This is a genomic window from Gimesia alba (genome assembly GCF_007744675.1).
Lineage (GTDB): Bacteria > Planctomycetota > Planctomycetia > Planctomycetales > Planctomycetaceae > Gimesia > Gimesia alba.
Genome location: NZ_CP036269.1, coordinates 188,670 through 207,583 on the forward strand (window position 1 = coordinate 188,670; position 18,914 = coordinate 207,583).

Below are 18,914 nucleotides of genomic sequence, written 5' to 3' on the forward strand. Positions count from 1 at the left end.
AAAGAGACTGGGGATGGGGCGATGCGCCGACCCGCCTGGCGGCACTCGATTTCGTATCACGATTACGTAGGGACCGGTGAAGCCGCTTCGTATGTCATGACACAAACCAGATCAATACCACGGGCAACCACACAGGGTTGCCCCTACGATTTTAACTTATGGGGCAACTCGCACGTGCAATCGTGTCACCGCTGGCACACCGTCTTCGCGTCTGCGTTCTACTTTCACGAGATAATCACCCGGTTTTTGATACGTGTGTTGTGTGATCGCGTAACCATCTTCGTTCAATGGTTTCACGTTGCCGTCCGATTTCACGCTGACGGTTGGACCGCCATCACCGAAGTCCCAGACTTCCTCGCCGCTCGTGTTTCCAAATGTGCGAACCTTAAATGTAATCGGTTCGCCAACGCGGTTCTTGAGCGAAGGCCAGTATGAGGCATGAATCCGCGGCACGTATTCTTCCAGGTTCTTGGGATCGAGCACATGTACTTCTGCAAAATCAAAATCGACGTTGCTTGCTTTGTCGGTGACTTTCAGGATCTCACTATAGACGCCCGGCTTGTGATAAGTTCGTTTGACTTCTGCGCCGGTTGCTGTGGTGCCATCGGTGAAAGTCCACTCATAACTCTGGATGCTGTTGTCGGCACTATACGATTGGGTTCCTTTGAGAGTTGTGGAATCACCGGCCTTGATAAAATGTTTGCGGCGGGTGTTGGCGACCAGTGGGGGATGATATTGATTGCGATATGCTTCCCAGAGAAACGCATAGCCCGCTTGCGTGCCCCATTTACCGGAAGGCTGGCGGCTCTTGATTTCAAAATGCAGATGCGACCAACCGCCGCTGGCCCCTTTCTTGCCGAGGATGCCAATCTCTTCTCCCTGTTTAATCAAACGGCCGGGGCGAATGTGATCGTTGATTTTGTGCAGGTGGCTATAGCGATAATACCAGCCTCGTGCATCGAGCAGATAAACCACATCATATCGTGGCGCGACCGGCGTATCCTTTTTATGTCCATCCAATACATCATTGCCCGAGGAAACGACAATCGCATCGGTGGTGGCAATCACTTTGGTCAACTTCTCTGCGCCGCCGATATCGAGGCCACTGTGATAATAAATTTTCGGCAGAATTTTCGTGCCTCCGTCGACCGGTTCATTGTCATACCAGGTGCGGGTGGCGAACCAGCGCTGATCGACGGGGTAGATAAACGAACCCGGTTTGATCAGCGGTGAACCGGCGGGCCAGAAGCGGAGCCGGGCGTCTTTATCGAGTCCCCAGAAGGCCGGCGTGCCGTTGGAGTTGTAACCGCCGGTGATGGAACAGTCGATCTGCACTTTACCGACCGTCTGCGGCAGATTATACATGCCCGACTCGAGTTCAATCGTTTCGCCGTCCACTTCCACGGTGACGGCCGCACTGCGGACCGCCTGTCGAATCGGGTCGCGGGTCTCTTTCAGGTCTAATAATTTGACTTTGACCTCTTCGCCATTATTGAGTGTGACCGTGGTGGATTCGCCGACGTCCAAATCGACAACCCGCACGATCGGCTCTACAGCCGGTTTCTCTTCAGTAGCTTGAAGCGGAGTCGCAAGCAAACAGATACAGACGACATTCAGCAGGAACAGGTAGAGCACAGAACGCAGGGGGGATTTTTTCATGGCAGGGCTCGCTTTCGGTGGGTAGGACGAAGTCTCAGGTAGTCGCGCGTTTCTGGTCGGCGATCAAGCCGGCAATAAAGCCTGCTTTGAAGCCTGCATTAATATTTACCACCGTCACATTGGCGGCACAAGAGTTTAACATGCCTAACAGGGCTGCCATGCCGCCCAGGCTCGCGCCATAACCAACGCTGGTGGGAACCGCGATTACCGGGCAGGAGACCCAGCCTCCCACGACCGACGGGAGCGCACCTTCCATGCCGGCGGCAACCACGATTGCAGACACATTCTGAATCCGCGGCAGTTGTTCATGCAGGCGATGCGGACCCGCGACACCCACATCCAGAATGAAGTCGGGTTGGTAACCCATCCAGATCAAAGTTTCGATGGCTTCTTCTGCCACCGGTCGGTCGCTGGTGCCCGCGGTCAGAACTGCGATTTCTCCGGTGATGAGTTCTTCGTCAAAGGCAGCATCTTTTTCCGGGATGCGAATTGTCCGTGCGGTCTGATTATAGATCGCCTGCGGAAATTGTTTCAGAACCGTTTCCGCCTGTTCTTCCGAAACGCGCGTGCCCAGGCAGCGTTGTTTCGATTCAAGTAGCAGCGTAAAGATCTCGACCAGCGCGGTTGACGTTTTGCCTTCACAGAAAATGACTTCGGGATAACCGCAGCGCGAACTACGATCCAGGTCGATATTCGCAGAAGGCAGAATGGCCGACTTATGCTGCGCCTGCTGCTGGAATTGCGTCACCGCCTGTTCCACGGAGAGCGCACCCTGTTGTACCTGCTCAAACAGTTGCGAGAGTGGATCATCGGACATCAGGGGGCACCTTATTCGTGATTAATATAGAACAACAGGATGGCCGTTTGCGGGCCATCCTGCGAAATTGTTTTGTGCTGACGCACTACGTTTGATTGTGACACTTCGATGCGATTACTCATCACCCTGTTTCAGGTTGGCGAGCACGTTCAAATCTTCCAGAGTCGTCGTGTCGCCCACACTTTCGCGGCCGGCAGCGATGTCGCGTAACAGACGCCGCATAATTTTACCACTGCGTGTTTTTGGCAGGGCGGCGGCAAAGCGAATTTGATCGGGGGTCGCGACCACACCAATCTGGGTTCGCACGTGTTGCTTCAGTTCCTGCTTGAGTTCTTCGGTGCCGTCATCGGTGGTCAAAGTCACGAAGCAGCAAATGCCTTCGCCCTTCAGGTCGTGCGGGTAACCGACGACTGCAGCTTCCGCTACTTTGGGATGCGAAACCAAAGCGCTCTCGACTTCCATTGTGCTCAGACGATGGCCGGAGACATTGATCACATCATCGATGCGGCCCATGATCCAATAGTAACCATCTTCATCGCGGCGGGCACTGTCGCCGGCCAGATAGCATCCTTCAATGGTACTGAAGTAAACGTCTTTGAAGCGTTCGTGATCGCCGTACAATGTTCGCAGCATGTGAGGCCACGGTTGACGCATCACGAGCAAGCCGCCCTGGTTGTCGCCCAGACTTTCTCCTTCTGCGGTGACGATGTCGGGCACCACGCCGGGCAGGGGAGTCGTACAACTACCGGGCTTGGTCGCGGTCACGCCGGGTAGCGGGCTCATCATGATGCCGCCGGTTTCTGTCTGCCACCAGGTATCGACGATCGGGCAGCGTTCCTGGCCAATAACGGTGTGATACCACATCCAGGCTTCCGGGTTGATCGGCTCACCCACGGTTCCCAACAGACGCAGGCTGGAGAGATCGTATTTGTTCGGCCACTGATCGCCCCATTTAATAAATGCGCGAATCGCCGTGGGTGCGGTGTAGAAAATATTGACCTGATATTTTTCCACGATTTCCCAGAATCGACCTTCATCGGGCCAGTTGGGTGCCCCTTCATACATCACGGTCGTGGCACCATTGGCCAGCGGTCCGTAAACGATGTAGCTGTGTCCGGTGATCCAGCCGATGTCGGCGGTACACCAGTAGGTGTCTTCTTCTTTCAGATCGAAGACCCACTTGGAGGTCATCATCGTGCCCAGCAGATAACCGCCGGTCGAGTGTTGCACGCCCTTGGGTTTGCCAGTACTGCCTGATGTATAGAGAATGAACAGCGGGTGTTCGCTGTCGAGTTCGACAGGATCGCATTCGGCAGAGGCATCCTCCATCAGATCGTGCCACCAGTAATCGCGGTCGGGGACCATGTCGACTTCACAACCGGTGCGACGATAGACGACGACTTTCTCCACGCTGGGAGATTTTTCCATGCTTTGATCAACGGCAGCTTTCAGCGGAATGTTCTTACCACGACGCCAGCCTCCGTCGGCAGTGATGACCAGTTTGGCCTGCGCATCGTTGTTGCGATCGGCAATCGCGTCGGCACTGAAACCGCCGAAAATGATCGAGTGCGTCGCACCGATCCGTGAGCAGGCCAGCATGGCGATGGCCAGTTCGGGGACCATGGGCATGTAAAGTGTCACACGGTCGCCGGTTTCGACTCCCAGTTTTTTCAGGCAGTTCGCAAACTTGCAGACTTCGCGGTACAGGTCCTGATAACGCAACACGCGTGTATCGCCGGGCTCGCCTTCCCAGACGATGGCGGCTTTGTTTTTACGCCAGCTATCCAGGTGACGGTCGATGCAGTTAACCGACGCGTTGATCTTGCCGCCCGTGAACCATTTTGTTTCGGGCATTTCGCCTTCGAGAACGTTGTCGTAAGGTTGAGCCCATTCCAGTCCTTGTGCCAGATCACCCCAGAAGCCGGCGGGATCGTCCTTCGCGCGGTTCCACATTTCCTGATATTGCTCTTGGCTGGAAATGTTGGCCTGCTCAACAAACTCAGCTGGCGGCGGAAATGAGCGAGTTTCCTGAAGAACACTTTCAATGTTTTCGTTAGCCTGGTCACTCATCGTTGTCATTCCCCTTTGTTTTATTTGGCGAGCGAAATAAGAACCGAAAAATGTGATCAACGCCCCGATTGCTCCGGAGCGCAGATTCGATTCTCTCCCTGTTTCTTTCCGTTGAATTATTAAACAATGCTAAGTTAGCGATTTTAGGGCACTATTTTTTTGAAGTCAACAAACGGACAATTGCTTCCTATCAGAACCCGAAAGGCCCTTTGATTCAACTTATCTAAGTGTCAAAAGAGGGAAAATCAAGCAGAACGCACTGCTCAAGCCGGTTTAAATTGTGGGAAACTAATTCTGTTTCCCGAATTCTTCGCGAATTGGTCTGTTTTCACGCCAAAATGTGAACACTTGATATAAACAGACTTTGAAGTGTCGGAGTAGCAGAGCCGCTTAGACATTTACTCCCTATTTTGGTGTGGTTTAAAAACTCAAACGGAGGAGACAAACGTTATGACACGACCCTATTCTGGATCAATCGAAAAATGTTGCCGGAGCAGAAACATTTTTCTTGCCTTTGATAGTGGTGCACTTTTTAAAAGAGAAGAGTTGCTTAAAGCAAACCACAGTGTGATACAGAGATTATGCGCCAGAGCCCACAACTGATTCAGTGCCATGAAATCGTCATCAGGGAAATATTATATTGGGTTAGACCATCTCAGGGCTATTGCAGCCTTTATGGTGTTTTCATGGCATTTCATCCACGCTGCGATCCCTTTCACTTATGCCCCCTCATTTTTCCCATTTTCATTGATCAATGAGGGACACACGGGGGTTGCCTTATTCATGACACTTAGCGGTTATTTATTTGCTAAGTTACTGGATGGGAAGAAAATGAAATATTTTTCATTTTTGTGGAATCGATTCTTCAGACTCGCTCCCTTGCTGCTGTTTGTGCTTGTCGTTGTTGGAATCCGGCTCTACTTCCAAGGCCAAAATATTTCCCTGTATTGTCGTCAAATTCTTGCTGGTGTCATCTTCCCAACTCTCCCCAATGGAGGTTGGTCAATCGTAATTGAATTTCACTTCTATCTGATTCTGCCAGTTTTATTGTACCTCTCACGTAAGTCCAAGTATTCACTCGGCATCATACTCTGCTGCGCAATTCTGGTTCGATTATACTTGTATCATGCACTTGGTGAAATTCAATCTCTCGCGTACTGGACGATCGTGGGGCGCATTGATCAATTTTTGCTGGGGATGATCGCCTTCCAAATGCGGACTTTTTTTAAAGGACGCCATTTTCTGGTTCTCAGTGGCTTCATTGCCTTTTCCATCTTTTACTGGTCTTTTGATAAATCAGGTGGATTTTATAACAACCCATCCTATCCTTCTAATCGTCTGATCTGGGTCTATTTGCCAACGCTGGAAGGCCTGATTTATGCGTTAATCATTGCCTGGTACGATAATTCTTTCGTGCATAGTCACGGTAGAGTTTCCCGATTTGTTGCGCTGATTGGTACCTATTCCTATTCTATTTATCTGCTACACTTTTTCTTCTACAGAATAATCCTCTTTCTCATGATCAGGTACATCATGCCTGTTTCCAATTTCTATATCGCTTTCTGTTTTTCTGTGTTGGGCTTTTTAATGATGGTTCCCATTGCTGCCCTCAGTTATCGATTTATTGAATCCCCCTTCTTAAAACTGAGGACCAAATATTTAATCGAAGATCAAGTAGAAAGTACGATAGAACTACAGCTGGAAAGTGGAGCAGACAGTGTTGGTGCGTGAGCAACCACTGGTCAATTCGGGCTCGATTCCATCAGAGCCCGCGCCCGGTGATAGGCGTCTTTCATCTCGGGAGAGTCCTCGGTGTGTTCGCCTCGAAAGACCATCAGCAACCCCAGCCGTGGATAGTCACTCACATTCGGGGCGCTGAAATGAATGGTCTGGCAGTGATGAATCAGAATATCCCCTTTCTGTAACAGCGCGACGGAGGCGCTGGCTTCATCGACGGCTTCCGCCAGCCCGAATGAATTCCCTTTGACGCCGGACGGCGTATGTTCGCGCAGACCCTCCCGATGCGAGCCGGCCAGATATTGCACGGGTCCGTTTTCCGGCGTGACATCATCCAGCGCAACCCAGACAGTGAGCACGTCCGGCGGCTCCTGGCAGAAGTAGGCGTTATCCTGATGCGGGGGCACGCCCGAGCCGACCTTCGCCGGCTTGTTGAAGGTTTCCACACCCATACAAAGGGGCGTGCCGTTGACCAGGGCGGCGATCAGAGTCATCAGCCGTTCTTCCGCCGGGAGTTGTGCAAAAAAGGGATCGTGAGTGTGCATTCGCCAGCAGTTGCGAATCGCCTGGCCATCGGCTTCGTACACAACATCACTCTCGGGAACCGAGGGAACGACGTCCCGGTTATAGCGTTCGACGGCAGCTCTGATTTCCGCAAGCGCTTCTGAGGAATAGAATTTCGGAAGATGCACGAAGCCTTGTCTGCGGTAGTCCTGAATTGTGTCTTCCCAATGCATGCCAACGCTCCTGTCAGGTCTGATTGAAACAAAGTCGTGAAACCGGAAAGCTATCGTTCATGCAATTAATCTACCTGCCTTGCCACAGAATTTCATCAGAATTACTGGAGTTTGTCAGCAGATTGAGAATTTTTAAAGGCGCGTTGAAAATAGAAGCAGCCGACTCCGGGAGTTGATCGGGAGTTTCAGCGACGCATCAGCGTGCGGCGTCGGCTCTGCTGGCGAAGTGGGCGGCGGGAGATTTCCTGCCAGTGGCGGATGTCGATTTCATACGGGCCGTGCGGACGATCAAAGCCGCCGTAGTCGCGGTAATATTTTTCCAGCTTGCCGATTTTCTGATCGACGCGTAATTCGCCGCGGCGTTGGCTTTTTGGTGAGCGACCCCAGACAATTTCCGAACCGCCGGCTGTTATCAAGCGGTAAATCAGATCGTCCAGTGACAGTACGGCCGTCGTGCGGGGTGGGGCTTCGATGGAAACCATCTCAAGCTCTTTCCAGTGCGGCCCGAGTGCTTCTGCCAGCTGTGCAGCGCCCGTCACCGTCAGATCACCCCAGGAAGTTCCCGGAGCCCCTGCGGGCATCGATTGAATTCCCGTAATCACCGGATACCGCCGGGCATCGGAGACGGAAAAATCTTCGGGGGGCAACAGCACGCCTTCATTGTCTACCGGGAACAGTCCCTGCTTGCCTTCGACCATCGCGGCCGGTTTGCGGAAGATGACTTCCACTTCGACCGTATTGGTCTTGCGCACCGAAACCACTTTTTGCACCCAGGGGTGTTTCTCGAATGCTTCGGCGACTTTCAGAACAAGCCCCTGATCCAGCAGAGAGACCTGCTCCGGCAGGGGCCCCCGTTTGATGACCTGATCGACGATATCAATCGGCACATAGTGGGGCGGTGCCGGAATCAGCGAGAGATCTTTGGTGGCAATCTGATATTCTTCGCGCTGTGATAAATCGGGAATCTGCTGTTTGAGTTTGGGAAAGAAAAACAGTCCCGAAACGATCACTGCCAGCGCCAGTAACACCTTGGGGCGGAACAGCGCGTGAAGCAGAGTCGAGGGGCTTAGCAGAGAGGCTTCTTCTTCGAGCTCTTCCTCTTCGTCCTCGAATTCTTCCTCGATCTCTTCGACCTTCTTTTTCACAGGCCGTTTTTTTTTCGGTTTTTTTGGGCTCATACGCTCTTGTTAATTGTGTTGACTTCTGATCAGAACTGGAATTCTTCCCGGGCACTGACTGCGAACGCGATCGCAGCAGTACGAACACAGAGCGCGCAGCTGGGGGCGAGCGCACCGCTCCTCTACTATGATTATCGCAATCTCACGCCAATAGAGTTGTGGCGCTCCGCAGAAAAGTCACGATTCCTTAGCGAAACAGGCCGCTTAGTGAAGCTGTATCAATTGTGCGGCTTGTGGGTAGCCTGTGTCAGGCATGTGGTGAGAGCACGTTCGCACAATTCGCCAAAGTCGATGCCCGCTTTCGCAGCCGCTTTGGGGACCAGACTGTGGTCGGTGAAACCGGGGATCGTATTCACTTCCAGGACCCAGGGTTTCTGAAAACGGTCCAGCAGGAGATCCACGCGGACAATGCCTGTCGTCCCCAACGCTTCACAGGCATTCACGCCCGTTTTGATGATGGACTGAATTACGTTCGTGGGCAGCTCGAATTCGAACAAATATTGTGTAGAATCTTCGTGATACTTGGCTTCGTAGTCAAAGAATTCGTGTGGTGTCTGAATTTGAATCAAGGGTAGGACCTGACCGTCGACCACGCTGACCGTCCATTCGGTTCCTTTGATGGCTGATTCCAGAATTCCAAATGAATCGTAATGAAAACATCGCGCCAGTGCCTGCGGCAGTTCTTCAGGAGTTTGCACAATCGAGACGCCCAAGCTGGAGCCTTGTGCATCGGGCTTCACAACCAGTGGATAGCCCATACTGCGGGCATGCTGTTCGATACGCTGCGCGTTGTCCGATTCGTGAATCAAAACGTACGAGGGAGTGTTTACATTGTGTTGAATAAATCGCTCTTTCGAAGCCGACTTGCTGAAAGCCAGTTTGGAAGTCGCTGCGTCGCAACCTGAATAAGGAATCCCCAGTCGATCCAAAGTGCTTTGAATGGTGCCGTCTTCTCCATACGTTCCATGCAAGGCGATAAAGACGACATCACAGTTACCCCAGTCGTAGGTATCGAGATCGACCAGAGACGGATCGACGGTTTTGACCTGATGTCCGCGCGACGATAACGCTTGCGCCACTGTTTCGCCACTCTGCAAACTAATATCGCGTTCAGCCGATTCCCCACCAGCGAGAACAACAATATTCAAAGAGGGACGGGGGTTGATTTGTGAATCGGTCATCGGGAAGCCTCCATGCCGCCGGACTTGTTTTTCGGTCGAGTTTTATAATGTAAATGTAATGTATTTCAGGTGAATTGGGGGATTCTAGCAATTCGTCACCAATCTGGAAATGTCGATATTGAGACTAAGTTGGCTGTTGCTATAGGTGGTGTGGGGTGTTTGGGTGGAGGTGTTTATTGAAACAGACGAATCGTTTTTCGGAGCTGCCGATAGGCTTTTTTTCCCAGTGATTCGGGTGAAACCGCAATTTTCGCCTGCCCTGACGAGTGAATCAACGGTTGCTCGGCGAGTGCTTCCAGAGTGACGCGGGCCAGATATGACGTGTTGCTCAGTTCCCGTTTGCCGTTGGGATCCAGTTCCGTGGTGATTTCTTCACGATGAATCAGGTTGGGATGCAGGTCTTCAATATCGATTTCCGCAATTTCCTGAATGGTGCCGTTGAAAATGGTCCCCGGATATTCATCCAGCAGAATTCGCACGGATTGACCGGCAGAGATAAACTCAACATCTTCCTGATTCACAATCAGGCGGGCCTGAAGCTGGTCGGGATCGCCGACCGAGCAGAGCCAGGTTCCCCGTTCCAGAAAACAGTTCCGATTTTCCGGGTCGAGGGGAGAGCCTGACCAGCTGGAAAGTGCACCCTCTTCCTGCGAAACCGGAGAGGTGGGCGCGGGAATCAGGGTTCCGGCAATCGGGGCTTTCAGGCTGAGTCTTTGCAAATCGGTTTGTCGCTGCTGGAGTTGCTCTTTCAAGTCGGCCAGCTGTTCTTCTGCGGTGGGAAGTTCCTGGGCGGCTTCCGGGTCATCCAGTTGGCGTTTTTGCAGCGTGGAGATGCGGATTTCCTGCTCATTGATCAGGCCGGTCAGTTTGAGAATTTCCTGCTCGATTTGATCATTGTGCAGTTCGGCGATTAACGAACCAGGTTTGAGTTCCGCCTGGGGGGCTGCTGCTGTTTTGAGAAAGCCGGGTGCCGTTACATACACGGGCTTTGCATCTTTGAGTTCGATCAGTGCGGGAGCCGTGATCCGGTGAGGCAGGGGAATGAAGATCAGGCCTGCCAGCAAGAGCAGGACCAGTGAGGTACGAACCAGAAAACGCTGCCATTGAATATGACCTGCTTTGGAATACGTCTGAATTTCGTTGAGACCGGACTTCAAAGGCACGATTAACATTCCTATCAGAACAAAGGCTCCCATGACCTGGGCGATGATCTCCAGGCCATACGGTTCCAATACATAATAACAGACGGACAGAATCACGATCACAATAAACCAGCGATACACCATAGAGGCGATCCCGTACACAAACAGAATTCGTCTCAGCCGTCGCGGCTCTTTGAGCAGGATGTCGGCCTTGTGACCGAAGAACCAGTGATGCAGGCGATTCGACACGATCGATTGTGCGCGCTGCCTCAAGTTGGGAACTTCGATCAGATCCAGTAGGATATAGTATCCATCATAACGCAGCAGAGGGTTGCCATTCAGTAACAGCGTACTCACCGAACAGACAAAAACAATGTTCAGACAGAGCGAATGAAACAGGCCCGGATAGGAGAACCACCACAGAAACACACAGACAGACGAGATCACCAGTTCCACAAAAATTCCCGCGGAGCTGACCATAATGCGATGCCACTTATTGGGCATGGTCCAGGCATCACTGACATTCACATACAGGCAGGGAATGAATGCCAGCAGCATCACACCCATCTCATGACACTCGCCTCCAAACTGTCTGCAGGCTAGTGCGTGCCCCAGTTCGTGTACGATTTTCACCAGCGCCAGGCTCACGCCCAGTAATATCAGGTTCTTCGCGTCAAAGAACGTTGCGAAGTCGGGCAATTGTGCGACCACAGTATCGACGTGCGTCAAAATTAACGTGGTCGCTGAGATCATCAAAATCAGTGATGCCAGCAGAAACAGGGGAGTAAAACAGAGCGCGGTTGCGGGCTGCAGCCAATTTAAAAAACGGTGAGGATCGATGCCGCGAAAACGAATTGCCAGCGGGTTCATGAAGCGGGAACGGAATGCCTGTCGCTGTTTTTCGGTTTGCCGTTCCAGCAGAATTTCCCCCTGGCCAATCGCATCGGCAATGATCAGCCCCGACTGATGCAGCCGCGATAAAAATCCCTGCAGGTGCGAGGCATCCAGCTTTTGAGGCAGAAAGCGTTGTTCGTATTGCCGCCTGATTGCTTCGAAGGACGCAGCACCATCCAGCTGTTTCAGAATGAAATATTCTTCGTCGCGCAGTTGATAGTATTGCAGCGAAATCGGATCTTTGATGCCCCAATAGGTCGTGCCGCCGAATTGCAATTGTTGGACCTGCAGATCCAATCGCATTCGCAAACGCAGTGCCTGATTCGAAAAATCTTGAGAGCCGAACGACATGAGGACGCAGTGACTTTCTCAATCGAATGGAGTTTATTTGATGATCAGCGAAGCCCGCATGCCCGGTTTGAGCTTCAACTCCGGGTTTTCAATTTCGGCCCAGATGCGTGTCTGGTTGTTGACCGAATTCACTTCAGGACTGACAAACGAAATTTTGCCTTTGAATTTGATCTGTTGTTTCGTCCCCGGATTGACCAACAGCACCACGGGTCGATCTTTCAAATCGCGATCCTGGAGACGCGACGCGTTGATCAGTCCTTCGGCCCGCAGACGATCCAGCTTCAAAATTCGCAGGACCGTATCGCCGGGACGCACCCACTCGCCTTCTCTGGTCATAATCTGCACAACCATGCCTGTGATCGGCGAGATCACTTTCCGTTTCTGAACCGCCAGTTCGGCTATCTGCTCGGCATTTCGTTTTAAGTCGGCTTCCAGTTTCGTGGTTTTGGATTCTTCGGCCGCCTGTTCAATTTCCAGTTCCGCTTTTTCTGCGGTCAGTTTCAATCGGTCCAGCTCGGTTTTGGAAATACTCTTGGGATATTTCTTAATCGAATCTTCGGCCCGCTGCAGTTCCGCTCTCGCGACTTCATGTGACTTTTGCGCAAAACGAAGATTCACGTCATTCATGGCTTTGAGTTGTGCCATTGTAAATTCGAGTTTCGCCTGCTGCATTAACAGCATCGCTTCGGTCGCTTCAATCTGTGCCAGGACGTCCCCTTTCTGAACCGATGCCCCTTCCTTCACCAGCATGCGATTGAGTTGGCCGACTTCGCGCGCGGGGACTTCCACCTGCTCGATCAGGCTGACCAGAACCGAATCGATACGCAACTCGTTCGACCCGCTGGTCGGATCAGCGGCAACAGCAGGCCCGCAGTTGCCTGACAAAAGCAGGGCACTGATGGTGAACAAAATAATCAAAGTTCGCGTGGCATACATGGCATTCCATTCCTTGTTACAAAGCAGTAGCAGGAATTGATGAAGTTGAAGACAGACTGGAGTGACGTCTTTTCAGTGTTTTTTCTCTCATACCATATCCGCATTCTAAAGGCCATCTTATTTGCGTAGACTCTTCAGGAGCGGCCTGAAACAGTGAGCGAATGTGCGGAGAACATTGTCAGAATACCCTATTTTTTGCGATCCACAATTGAGAACAGGGTAATGTGTCCGTTAAGATCGAACGAACAAAGCGATTTCGCATACTGTGGATTACGGAATCTTGTTTGAAACTTTTTAAATCAGGTCAATCCTATGGATCAGCGTTCCTTGCAGCACTCGCACCCGTCCGACTCTCGCCGCCAGTTCCTGAAAACCGCCGGTAGTGCGGTCGTCGGAAGTTTTTTCGCGCCGGCGATTCTCGGTGCGGAAGATAAAGCGGGCGTCAAGAATCCCGTGCTGGGTGAAGGCGCATTCCAATACGAGGCCACTCATGGTTGGGGAGAAGTACCCAAACACATTCAATGGGGCGAAACGCACGGCGTGTGTGTCGACGAAGCCGGCTTGATTTATATCAAGCATCGTTCACACTCAAAAACGCCCATGGATGCGATCGTCGTGTTTGATCCTGCTGGAAAATTCGTGCGGTCGTTCGGCAAGGAATATCATGGCGGCGGGCATGGCATTGATGTTCGCAAAGAAGGCTCAGAAGAGTTTTTGTATCTCTCGGATACGAAACATGGAATTGTCGCCAAAACGAATCTGAAAGGGGACGTGGTCTGGACCATCGGCCGTCCTGCCACTCCTGAACATTACAAGAATGCCAAAAATCGCTACAGTCCCACCAACATTGCCTTTGCCCCCGATGGGGGATTTTATGTCGGCGACGGATATGGATCGCACTACATTCATAAATATACGAAAGATGGCAAATTCGAATTCAGCTGGGGCGGCAGCGGGACCGAGCCCGGCAAGATGAAAACGCCGCACGGGATGTGGCTCGATCAACGTGACGGCACACCGAAAATTGCGGTCTGCGACCGGGCCAACCACCGTTTGCAATATTTCACATTGGATGGAAAACATCTCGGTTTTGTCAATACGGTCAGCTTTCCAGCCGATATTGATATACAGGGTGAAACGATGGTCGTTTCCGATCTGCATGCACGGGTCACCTTGTTTGACAAAGAGAACAAAGTCATCACGCATTTAGGCTATAACCAGGACTGGACGAATCGCGTGCTGGATGGCTTTAAAATTCGTAAGCAACCCCAAACCTGGGAAGCCGGACGATTTATTCACCCGCACGATGCCTGCTTTGATCACGACGGCAATCTGTTTGTCACGGAATGGGTCTCAGTCGGCCGGGTCAGTAAGTTGAAAAAGCTCAGCTGACAGACGCCTTTGATCAAGATGCTCAAACCCTCCGTTTTTCTCTTCTCCCCGGTTGGAACCTGATGGATTTTTCTCACGAGTTCGATGAACAGCGCTTCTTCGAAATATGGACCGCGGTACGGATTGAGCGTCCCGTGAATTTTTCTCTATTTACATTCGGCGATCAGAAGCTGCCTTATTATCTCGTCTGCGGTGCCGCCGAGCCCGGCTCGACGGTCACGATTCGCAAAGGCGAAGTCAGTATCACCCGTCCGATGATCATCACCCCTGATCATATGGAACCGGAGTTTCGCAACTTCTTCGAAGAACAGGAAGAAGCCGACCTGGCGGCGTTTCTGCTGTCCCGTACGGCCGGCTTTTCGAATCTGAAGTTCGCCAATACCAGCGGCCCCGAGCGGATCGTCAGCGACAGTATCGAGGAAGCGGTTGCTAAATTAAACAAGCAGCTCGATGACGAAGAAGAAGAGCACACCGCCATTCTGAGCGCCCCGCCCGGCATGGGAGGCATCGCCATTATGCGGTACGCGGCCGAACGGGTCTGGGAAAGTGCACCCGGCAATATTCAGGAATTACGAGAACGCGGCTTTTTGAATTGATGCGTCTCACACCGTTCCCAGGACCGCAACCTGACCCAGGTCGGTATTAACCGTGGCTAACGTCGTGCGGCTGATCCTGTTTTTGATGTTTTCGAGCCGGAATGACTTATTAGCCGAAGGGTGTTAGCCCCGGTTCCTCCCATTTGCAAAGAGGCATTCGAATTAAGAAACACTACTTAGCGTTTCGGAATGCGATTCAACGTGTAATATGCCTGCGGATGCAACAATGGTTGCCCCTGGCTATTCTTCACACCCTCGGCCCGCAGTTCATGCACGTAAAGGGGGCGCAGGCCGTTTGTTTTCAATTGGACGCGCATCCCATCATCCGAGACGGTAATGGCGTCTAGCGTTAACTCTTTGTTGAGGATCTCATCGCTGCCGTAGGATGAGTGATAGGTGTAGGTATAACTTTTCAACTGGTAAGACTTCGGGTCGATTGCCGTTTTCTTATCCACGGGTTCAGTGAAAACCAGTTCAAAGCCGTCCGGCTGTGCCCGCATCTCTTTGATTTCGAACGGCGTTTTGCCCGTCCAGACCAGACGCTGTAATCCATACGAGGCGGTTCCCAGACTGCTCCAGCCGCGGTTGGTCAGGCCGACAAATACCGATCCGTCGGTTCCCTGATCCATGCGCAAGACGGCCGAGGCAAAGCCTTCCCGAAAGGGAAAACAGGCGCCCTGGTATTCGCCGTCCACTTTTTCCAGAAAGACGCGCTGCATTGAGGCTTGCGTGAATTCGCCGACAAAAAACTGACCGTCGAACGGACCGAACTTGCCGCCGCTGTCGTCGAGCATGATATCCGTCGCCGACTGCCCCGCTTTTTTATACGGAAACCAGACCGCGGGCGGCTTCAGTTGCGGCATGCGTTTGACCGCTTCGGGAAAGGGGAGCCCGTTCGGAATCGTTTTGATGCCCTTGATCGGCGAGCCTTCCAGGTTCATGGAAGCCAGTGCTTCGACATGATGAAAGAAGGCCCCCTTGCGCATGTGATGCAGTGTATTGGTGGCGACCCAGTTGCCTTGCTGGTCACTGTAGAACATATCGCCTGCCCGATTCGCGCCCAGGCCGGAGGGCGAACGCATCCCCGCACAGACGGGAATCAGTTTGCCGTCCGGCGTGCATTTCATGCCCCAGCCCCGCCAGCGACCTTGAGAAAAGCCGAGCGTGGGATCGGTGACGGCGCGGGCTTTGTGTTCTTTCTTGAGCCCCAGCCCGATGTTCAGAGTCAGCCACAGATTCCCGTCAGGATCAACTTCGGGGCCGTAGGCGTATTCATGATAGTGACCTGTCACGCCCCAGCCTTTGGCGACGGTCAGATATTCGTCGGCGGTTCCATCTCCATCGGTATCGCGAATGCGCGTCAGTTCGCTGCGCTGCACGGTGTAAAAGGCACCGTCTTTCCAGATCAGCCCCAGCGGTTCATGCAGGGCGGAGGCGAAGCGTTTGTAGGTGACGTTTTTCGGAGGTTCATCGTAGACGCCGTCCAGAATCCAGATTTCTCCTTTCCGAATGGCAACGGCGACACGCCGGTCATCAAGCACCGCCAGGCCGCTTACCTCCAGCACCAGGTCGCCGGGCGCGGGTTTCCAGTTCTTTGCCCGCGATTCAGTTTGTGCTTTCGGCGTCATGATGGAGACAAGCCGATAGTAATCCTCTTCGCTTTGCGCGAAGCTCTGGTCGGTTCGAAGCAGAGTCGCCGCGAACGTCGCAAGGATCAGCGGCAGAAAGAGGTATGATTGCTTTACCATTGGTAGGTCACCTCAATTGTGTTGTTGTCAGTTGTATTGTTATCAGCGGCGGGAAGTGGAATGATCCAGTCGGTTTCATTCTTGATAGTGCGAAGTTGGCTCATCTTCGCTAACGCGTTCGAAACAGAAACGGTCAGGCCAGTTTGATTTTCCATCGTGCCCGGCTTGATCTGCTTCAGAGAGTTCCCTGTTAAGCCTCGGAACCAGAGTTTTGATTGTGCTCCAGAGCTGGGGGTGCCTTTGATCTTGATGGTTCGCTTGAGGCTTTGTTTTTCTCCGGGGGCGAAGCGGTCTTCAATCTCATACTCCCCCAAGCGATACAAGAAGGTGGGGATGCCTGCTTTATCAACGCGGTAGCCCTGAAACTGAAGGGCGTTTTTCATCGACTTACTCTCCGGCCAGCGTTGATTTGAATCACTCAACAATGCCAACGGGGCGCCGGCTGGCAGGAGCACCGGTTTTTCTCCCAGCGGAATCGCCGGTGGTGCGAAGCGAATGAACCAGGTGCCTTGGGCATCGAGGAAACGACCTTTCCAGAAAATCGCCGGTCGGACCTGTTCGGCATCAAAGGCGACGTGTACTTTTTCCGGAAAGCCCACGGCAATCGCATGCGTGCCCGCTTCCTGCATAAAGGTTCGCAGAATGAGGGGCCGCGTTTTGGGAACGAGTTCATAGTTCTTTGATTTGGCTGCCAGGATTTTTTCGGGCAGCGGCTGTTTCTCTCCCGCTTTCAGGTAGGACCAGAGTGAGGCGATCTGTTGATCCACATTGCCGTCGAGCAGTGTTTTAATCTGGCTTTTGCCATCGGGAAAAAATGTCGGCATGCGGGTGCGGGGTTTCAATGAAGCCGGGTTGAGCAGAAATTCGCGGAACCATTGGGGGTGCACGCGATTGGTGACATCGCCCAGGTCGGTGCCTACCACGCCCGGCATACTTTCGCCACGAATCGGATGGCATTGAATACAACCGGTCTCCAGCATCACGCGACCGGCAGACGCCAGCTTGCCATGATCGGGAAAGACTTGCTTTTCCTGCTGAAGCTTCTGGCTGTTGTCGGCTGTTTCAAACTCGGACGGGAGTGAGCCGACGACGGATTTGGGAAAGACGGGCATGCGGGCGTGCATATGAAACCGCAGATCCCCTTTGCCGTTCAGTACTTTCGCCAGCCATTTTTTTTGCAGCTTAAAACCAATGCCCGTCAACGTGGGAGGGATACGACCTTCATCCCCCAGGTCCACATGGTTGACGGTTTCGAAATAGGGCTTGCGATTAAAACCAACGCCCCCCTGTTTGTCCCGTTCGTGACAGGCATAACAGTTCAGTTGCAGTAGTTGAAAGGCCAGACGTTGTTTGGGTTCTGGTTTCTGTTTCTGGGGCAGGGATGCCAGTGCCTGCTGAATAGACGCCTGCTGTTGTTGATCCAGCGGGTAAGCGGGCATGCCGGGTTGTGACGGACCAATACAGCTTGATGCTGCTTTGCCGTTCAACTGGGTCAGCGGTTTGGCGAATTGCTTCGGTTTCAGATTTTGTACTGTGTGACAATTCACGCACTGCAATTGAACAAACCGTTTCTGTCCTTCTGCGATGAGTGCAGAGGCGCTGTTCGTAGTGTTCTCTGCCGGTTCTGTTTTTTGATTGCGGAGCAGATATGCGGCGATGTCGGCGGCTTCGACCGCCTTCAATTTCATTTGCGGCATGCGGCCCGCGGGGCGGGTCTGTTCCGGATTCAGTAGAAAAAACGTCAATGCTTTTCGCATGAACTTGGCAGACAGATCGCCGTGGGGCACCGATTTGACGGGACGCATTTTCGCAGCCAGTCCCATTTCGATGATGTCTTCCGGATCGAGTTGTGCCAGCATTTGATCGGTGGGCGAAATTTTGGTTTCACCCGGCTCATATGTTTCATCGGGTGCATGGCAGGCGACGCAGCCTATTTTGTGATATAGTTCCTGACCCCGTTCGACGTTGCCTTTCTTCCAGAATTCGTAAGGCACCGGATTGGCGCCGGTCGCTTTGATCGTGGGGAACTCTGTTTGTTTTGACATCAGAAATGCCGATAGTGCTTTAATCGTCTGATGTTTTTCTTCCGCGGGTAAATGCTGCAGCATGTCGGGCATGGTGGAACCCGGTTTGACCGAATGGGGTGCTGCCAGATAATCTTCGAGCCATTTCTGTTGCAGTCGATTGCCCGCGCCCGTCAATCGCGGCCCCCCTTTGGGCGTTAGGTCTGATTGGTCTGTCTGATGGCAGGCGGTACAGCTGAGGTCACTTAGCAACAGTTTGCCGCCAACCTGAGGTTCAATTTCTGCATGACGGGCAAACCGATCGAAGCCAGCGACAAACGGAGCCGCTCCTGGTTCCGAAAATACGGGCGTTCCGGCGATCAGGAGCACGAGTCCTGTCAGAAAAGGGATCAGTGGCCGACTCATGATCGAGTTCTTTCTTCGCGAGCAGCTTAACAGCGCGGGTTTTTCTT

General features: G+C 52.6%; 13 protein-coding genes. 3 read left to right on the forward strand and 10 right to left on the reverse strand.

Annotated elements, in window-relative coordinates; translation table 11 throughout:
- Positions 1 to 156: 156 nt before the first annotated feature.
- The 3 genes from Pan241w_RS00770 to acs form a co-directional block, all read right to left on the reverse strand.
- Entirely contained in the window at positions 157 to 1,659 is a 1,503-nt protein-coding gene (locus Pan241w_RS00770; RefSeq protein ID WP_145209499.1) for a PKD domain-containing protein, read from the reverse strand.
- Positions 1,660 to 1,693: 34 nt separating this feature from the next.
- Positions 1,694 to 2,476: a nickel pincer cofactor biosynthesis protein LarB gene (gene larB, locus Pan241w_RS00775; protein ID WP_145209501.1), complete on the reverse strand. Its 783-nt coding sequence runs from the start codon at positions 2,474 to 2,476 to the stop codon at positions 1,694 to 1,696.
- A 114-nt stretch (positions 2,477 to 2,590) separates the two neighbouring features.
- On the reverse strand, positions 2,591 to 4,546 hold the full coding sequence (gene acs, locus Pan241w_RS00780; RefSeq protein WP_145209503.1) for an acetate--CoA ligase: 1,956 nt from the start codon (positions 4,544 to 4,546) through the stop codon (positions 2,591 to 2,593).
- A gap of 612 nt (positions 4,547 to 5,158) precedes the next feature.
- Between acs and Pan241w_RS00785 the strand changes: the two genes are divergently transcribed.
- Positions 5,159 to 6,277, forward strand: a complete 1,119-nt coding sequence (locus Pan241w_RS00785; protein WP_145209505.1) for an acyltransferase family protein — start codon at positions 5,159 to 5,161, stop codon at positions 6,275 to 6,277.
- 11 nt (positions 6,278 to 6,288) lie between these two features.
- Here the strand turns inward: Pan241w_RS00785 and Pan241w_RS00790 are convergent, their stop codons facing one another.
- From Pan241w_RS00790 to Pan241w_RS00810, 5 genes are all read right to left on the reverse strand, one after another.
- Positions 6,289 to 7,020 carry a phytanoyl-CoA dioxygenase family protein gene (locus Pan241w_RS00790; protein WP_145209507.1) on the reverse strand — a complete coding sequence of 244 codons (732 nt, stop codon included), beginning with the start codon at positions 7,018 to 7,020 and terminating at the stop codon, positions 6,289 to 6,291.
- Between the two features lie 185 nt (positions 7,021 to 7,205).
- A complete protein-coding gene (locus tag Pan241w_RS00795) occupies positions 7,206 to 8,198 on the reverse strand; it encodes a cell division protein FtsQ/DivIB (RefSeq protein WP_145209509.1) in 993 nt (330 codons plus the stop codon).
- Positions 8,199 to 8,416: 218 nt separating this feature from the next.
- Positions 8,417 to 9,379 (reverse strand): D-alanine--D-alanine ligase family protein, encoded by a 963-nt coding sequence (locus tag Pan241w_RS00800; RefSeq protein ID WP_145209511.1) that lies wholly within the window; start codon positions 9,377 to 9,379, stop codon positions 8,417 to 8,419.
- 173 nt (positions 9,380 to 9,552) lie between these two features.
- Entirely contained in the window at positions 9,553 to 11,766 is a 2,214-nt protein-coding gene (locus tag Pan241w_RS00805) for an HlyD family efflux transporter periplasmic adaptor subunit (protein ID WP_145209514.1), read from the reverse strand.
- Positions 11,767 to 11,799: 33 nt separating this feature from the next.
- Complete coding sequence (locus Pan241w_RS00810; protein WP_145209517.1) at positions 11,800 to 12,702, reverse strand: efflux RND transporter periplasmic adaptor subunit; 903 nt, start codon at positions 12,700 to 12,702, stop codon at positions 11,800 to 11,802.
- A 312-nt stretch (positions 12,703 to 13,014) separates the two neighbouring features.
- Between Pan241w_RS00810 and Pan241w_RS00815 the strand changes: the two genes are divergently transcribed.
- A complete protein-coding gene (locus Pan241w_RS00815; protein WP_145209520.1) occupies positions 13,015 to 14,094 on the forward strand; it encodes an NHL repeat-containing protein in 1,080 nt (359 codons plus the stop codon).
- A gap of 62 nt (positions 14,095 to 14,156) precedes the next feature.
- A complete protein-coding gene (locus tag Pan241w_RS00820) occupies positions 14,157 to 14,690 on the forward strand; it encodes a hypothetical protein (RefSeq protein ID WP_145209523.1) in 534 nt (177 codons plus the stop codon).
- A 176-nt stretch (positions 14,691 to 14,866) separates the two neighbouring features.
- Here the strand turns inward: Pan241w_RS00820 and Pan241w_RS00825 are convergent, their stop codons facing one another.
- Both Pan241w_RS00825 and Pan241w_RS00830 read right to left on the reverse strand, forming a co-directional pair.
- Positions 14,867 to 16,438 (reverse strand): DUF7133 domain-containing protein, encoded by a 1,572-nt coding sequence (locus Pan241w_RS00825; RefSeq protein ID WP_145209526.1) that lies wholly within the window; start codon positions 16,436 to 16,438, stop codon positions 14,867 to 14,869.
- On the reverse strand, positions 16,432 to 18,867 hold the full coding sequence (locus Pan241w_RS00830; RefSeq protein WP_145209529.1) for a c-type cytochrome: 2,436 nt from the start codon (positions 18,865 to 18,867) through the stop codon (positions 16,432 to 16,434). Before Pan241w_RS00830 ends, Pan241w_RS00825 begins: the two co-directional genes overlap by 7 nt.
- Positions 18,868 to 18,914 lie beyond the last annotated feature (47 nt).

Excerpts from the sequence above, each read along its gene's own strand:
- Pan241w_RS00820 (WP_145209523.1), top strand. The coding sequence starts at position 14,157 with ATGGATTTTTCTCACGAGTTCGATGAACAGCGCTTCTTCGAAATATGG.
- Pan241w_RS00830 (WP_145209529.1), bottom strand. The coding sequence starts at position 18,867 with ATGAGTCGGCCACTGATCCCTTTTCTGACAGGACTCGTGCTCCTGATC.
- Pan241w_RS00800 (WP_145209511.1), bottom strand. The coding sequence starts at position 9,379 with ATGACCGATTCACAAATCAACCCCCGTCCCTCTTTGAATATTGTTGTT.
- larB (WP_145209501.1), bottom strand. The coding sequence starts at position 2,476 with ATGTCCGATGATCCACTCTCGCAACTGTTTGAGCAGGTACAACAGGGT.
- Pan241w_RS00805 (WP_145209514.1), bottom strand. The coding sequence starts at position 11,766 with ATGTCGTTCGGCTCTCAAGATTTTTCGAATCAGGCACTGCGTTTGCGA.
- Pan241w_RS00785 (WP_145209505.1), top strand. The coding sequence starts at position 5,159 with ATGAAATCGTCATCAGGGAAATATTATATTGGGTTAGACCATCTCAGG.
- acs (WP_145209503.1), bottom strand. The coding sequence starts at position 4,546 with ATGAGTGACCAGGCTAACGAAAACATTGAAAGTGTTCTTCAGGAAACT.
- Pan241w_RS00795 (WP_145209509.1), bottom strand. The coding sequence starts at position 8,198 with ATGAGCCCAAAAAAACCGAAAAAAAAACGGCCTGTGAAAAAGAAGGTC.
- Pan241w_RS00810 (WP_145209517.1), bottom strand. The coding sequence starts at position 12,702 with ATGTATGCCACGCGAACTTTGATTATTTTGTTCACCATCAGTGCCCTG.
- Pan241w_RS00770 (WP_145209499.1), bottom strand. The coding sequence starts at position 1,659 with ATGAAAAAATCCCCCCTGCGTTCTGTGCTCTACCTGTTCCTGCTGAAT.
- Pan241w_RS00790 (WP_145209507.1), bottom strand. The coding sequence starts at position 7,020 with ATGCATTGGGAAGACACAATTCAGGACTACCGCAGACAAGGCTTCGTG.
- Pan241w_RS00815 (WP_145209520.1), top strand. The coding sequence starts at position 13,015 with ATGGATCAGCGTTCCTTGCAGCACTCGCACCCGTCCGACTCTCGCCGC.
- Pan241w_RS00825 (WP_145209526.1), bottom strand. The coding sequence starts at position 16,438 with ATGGTAAAGCAATCATACCTCTTTCTGCCGCTGATCCTTGCGACGTTC.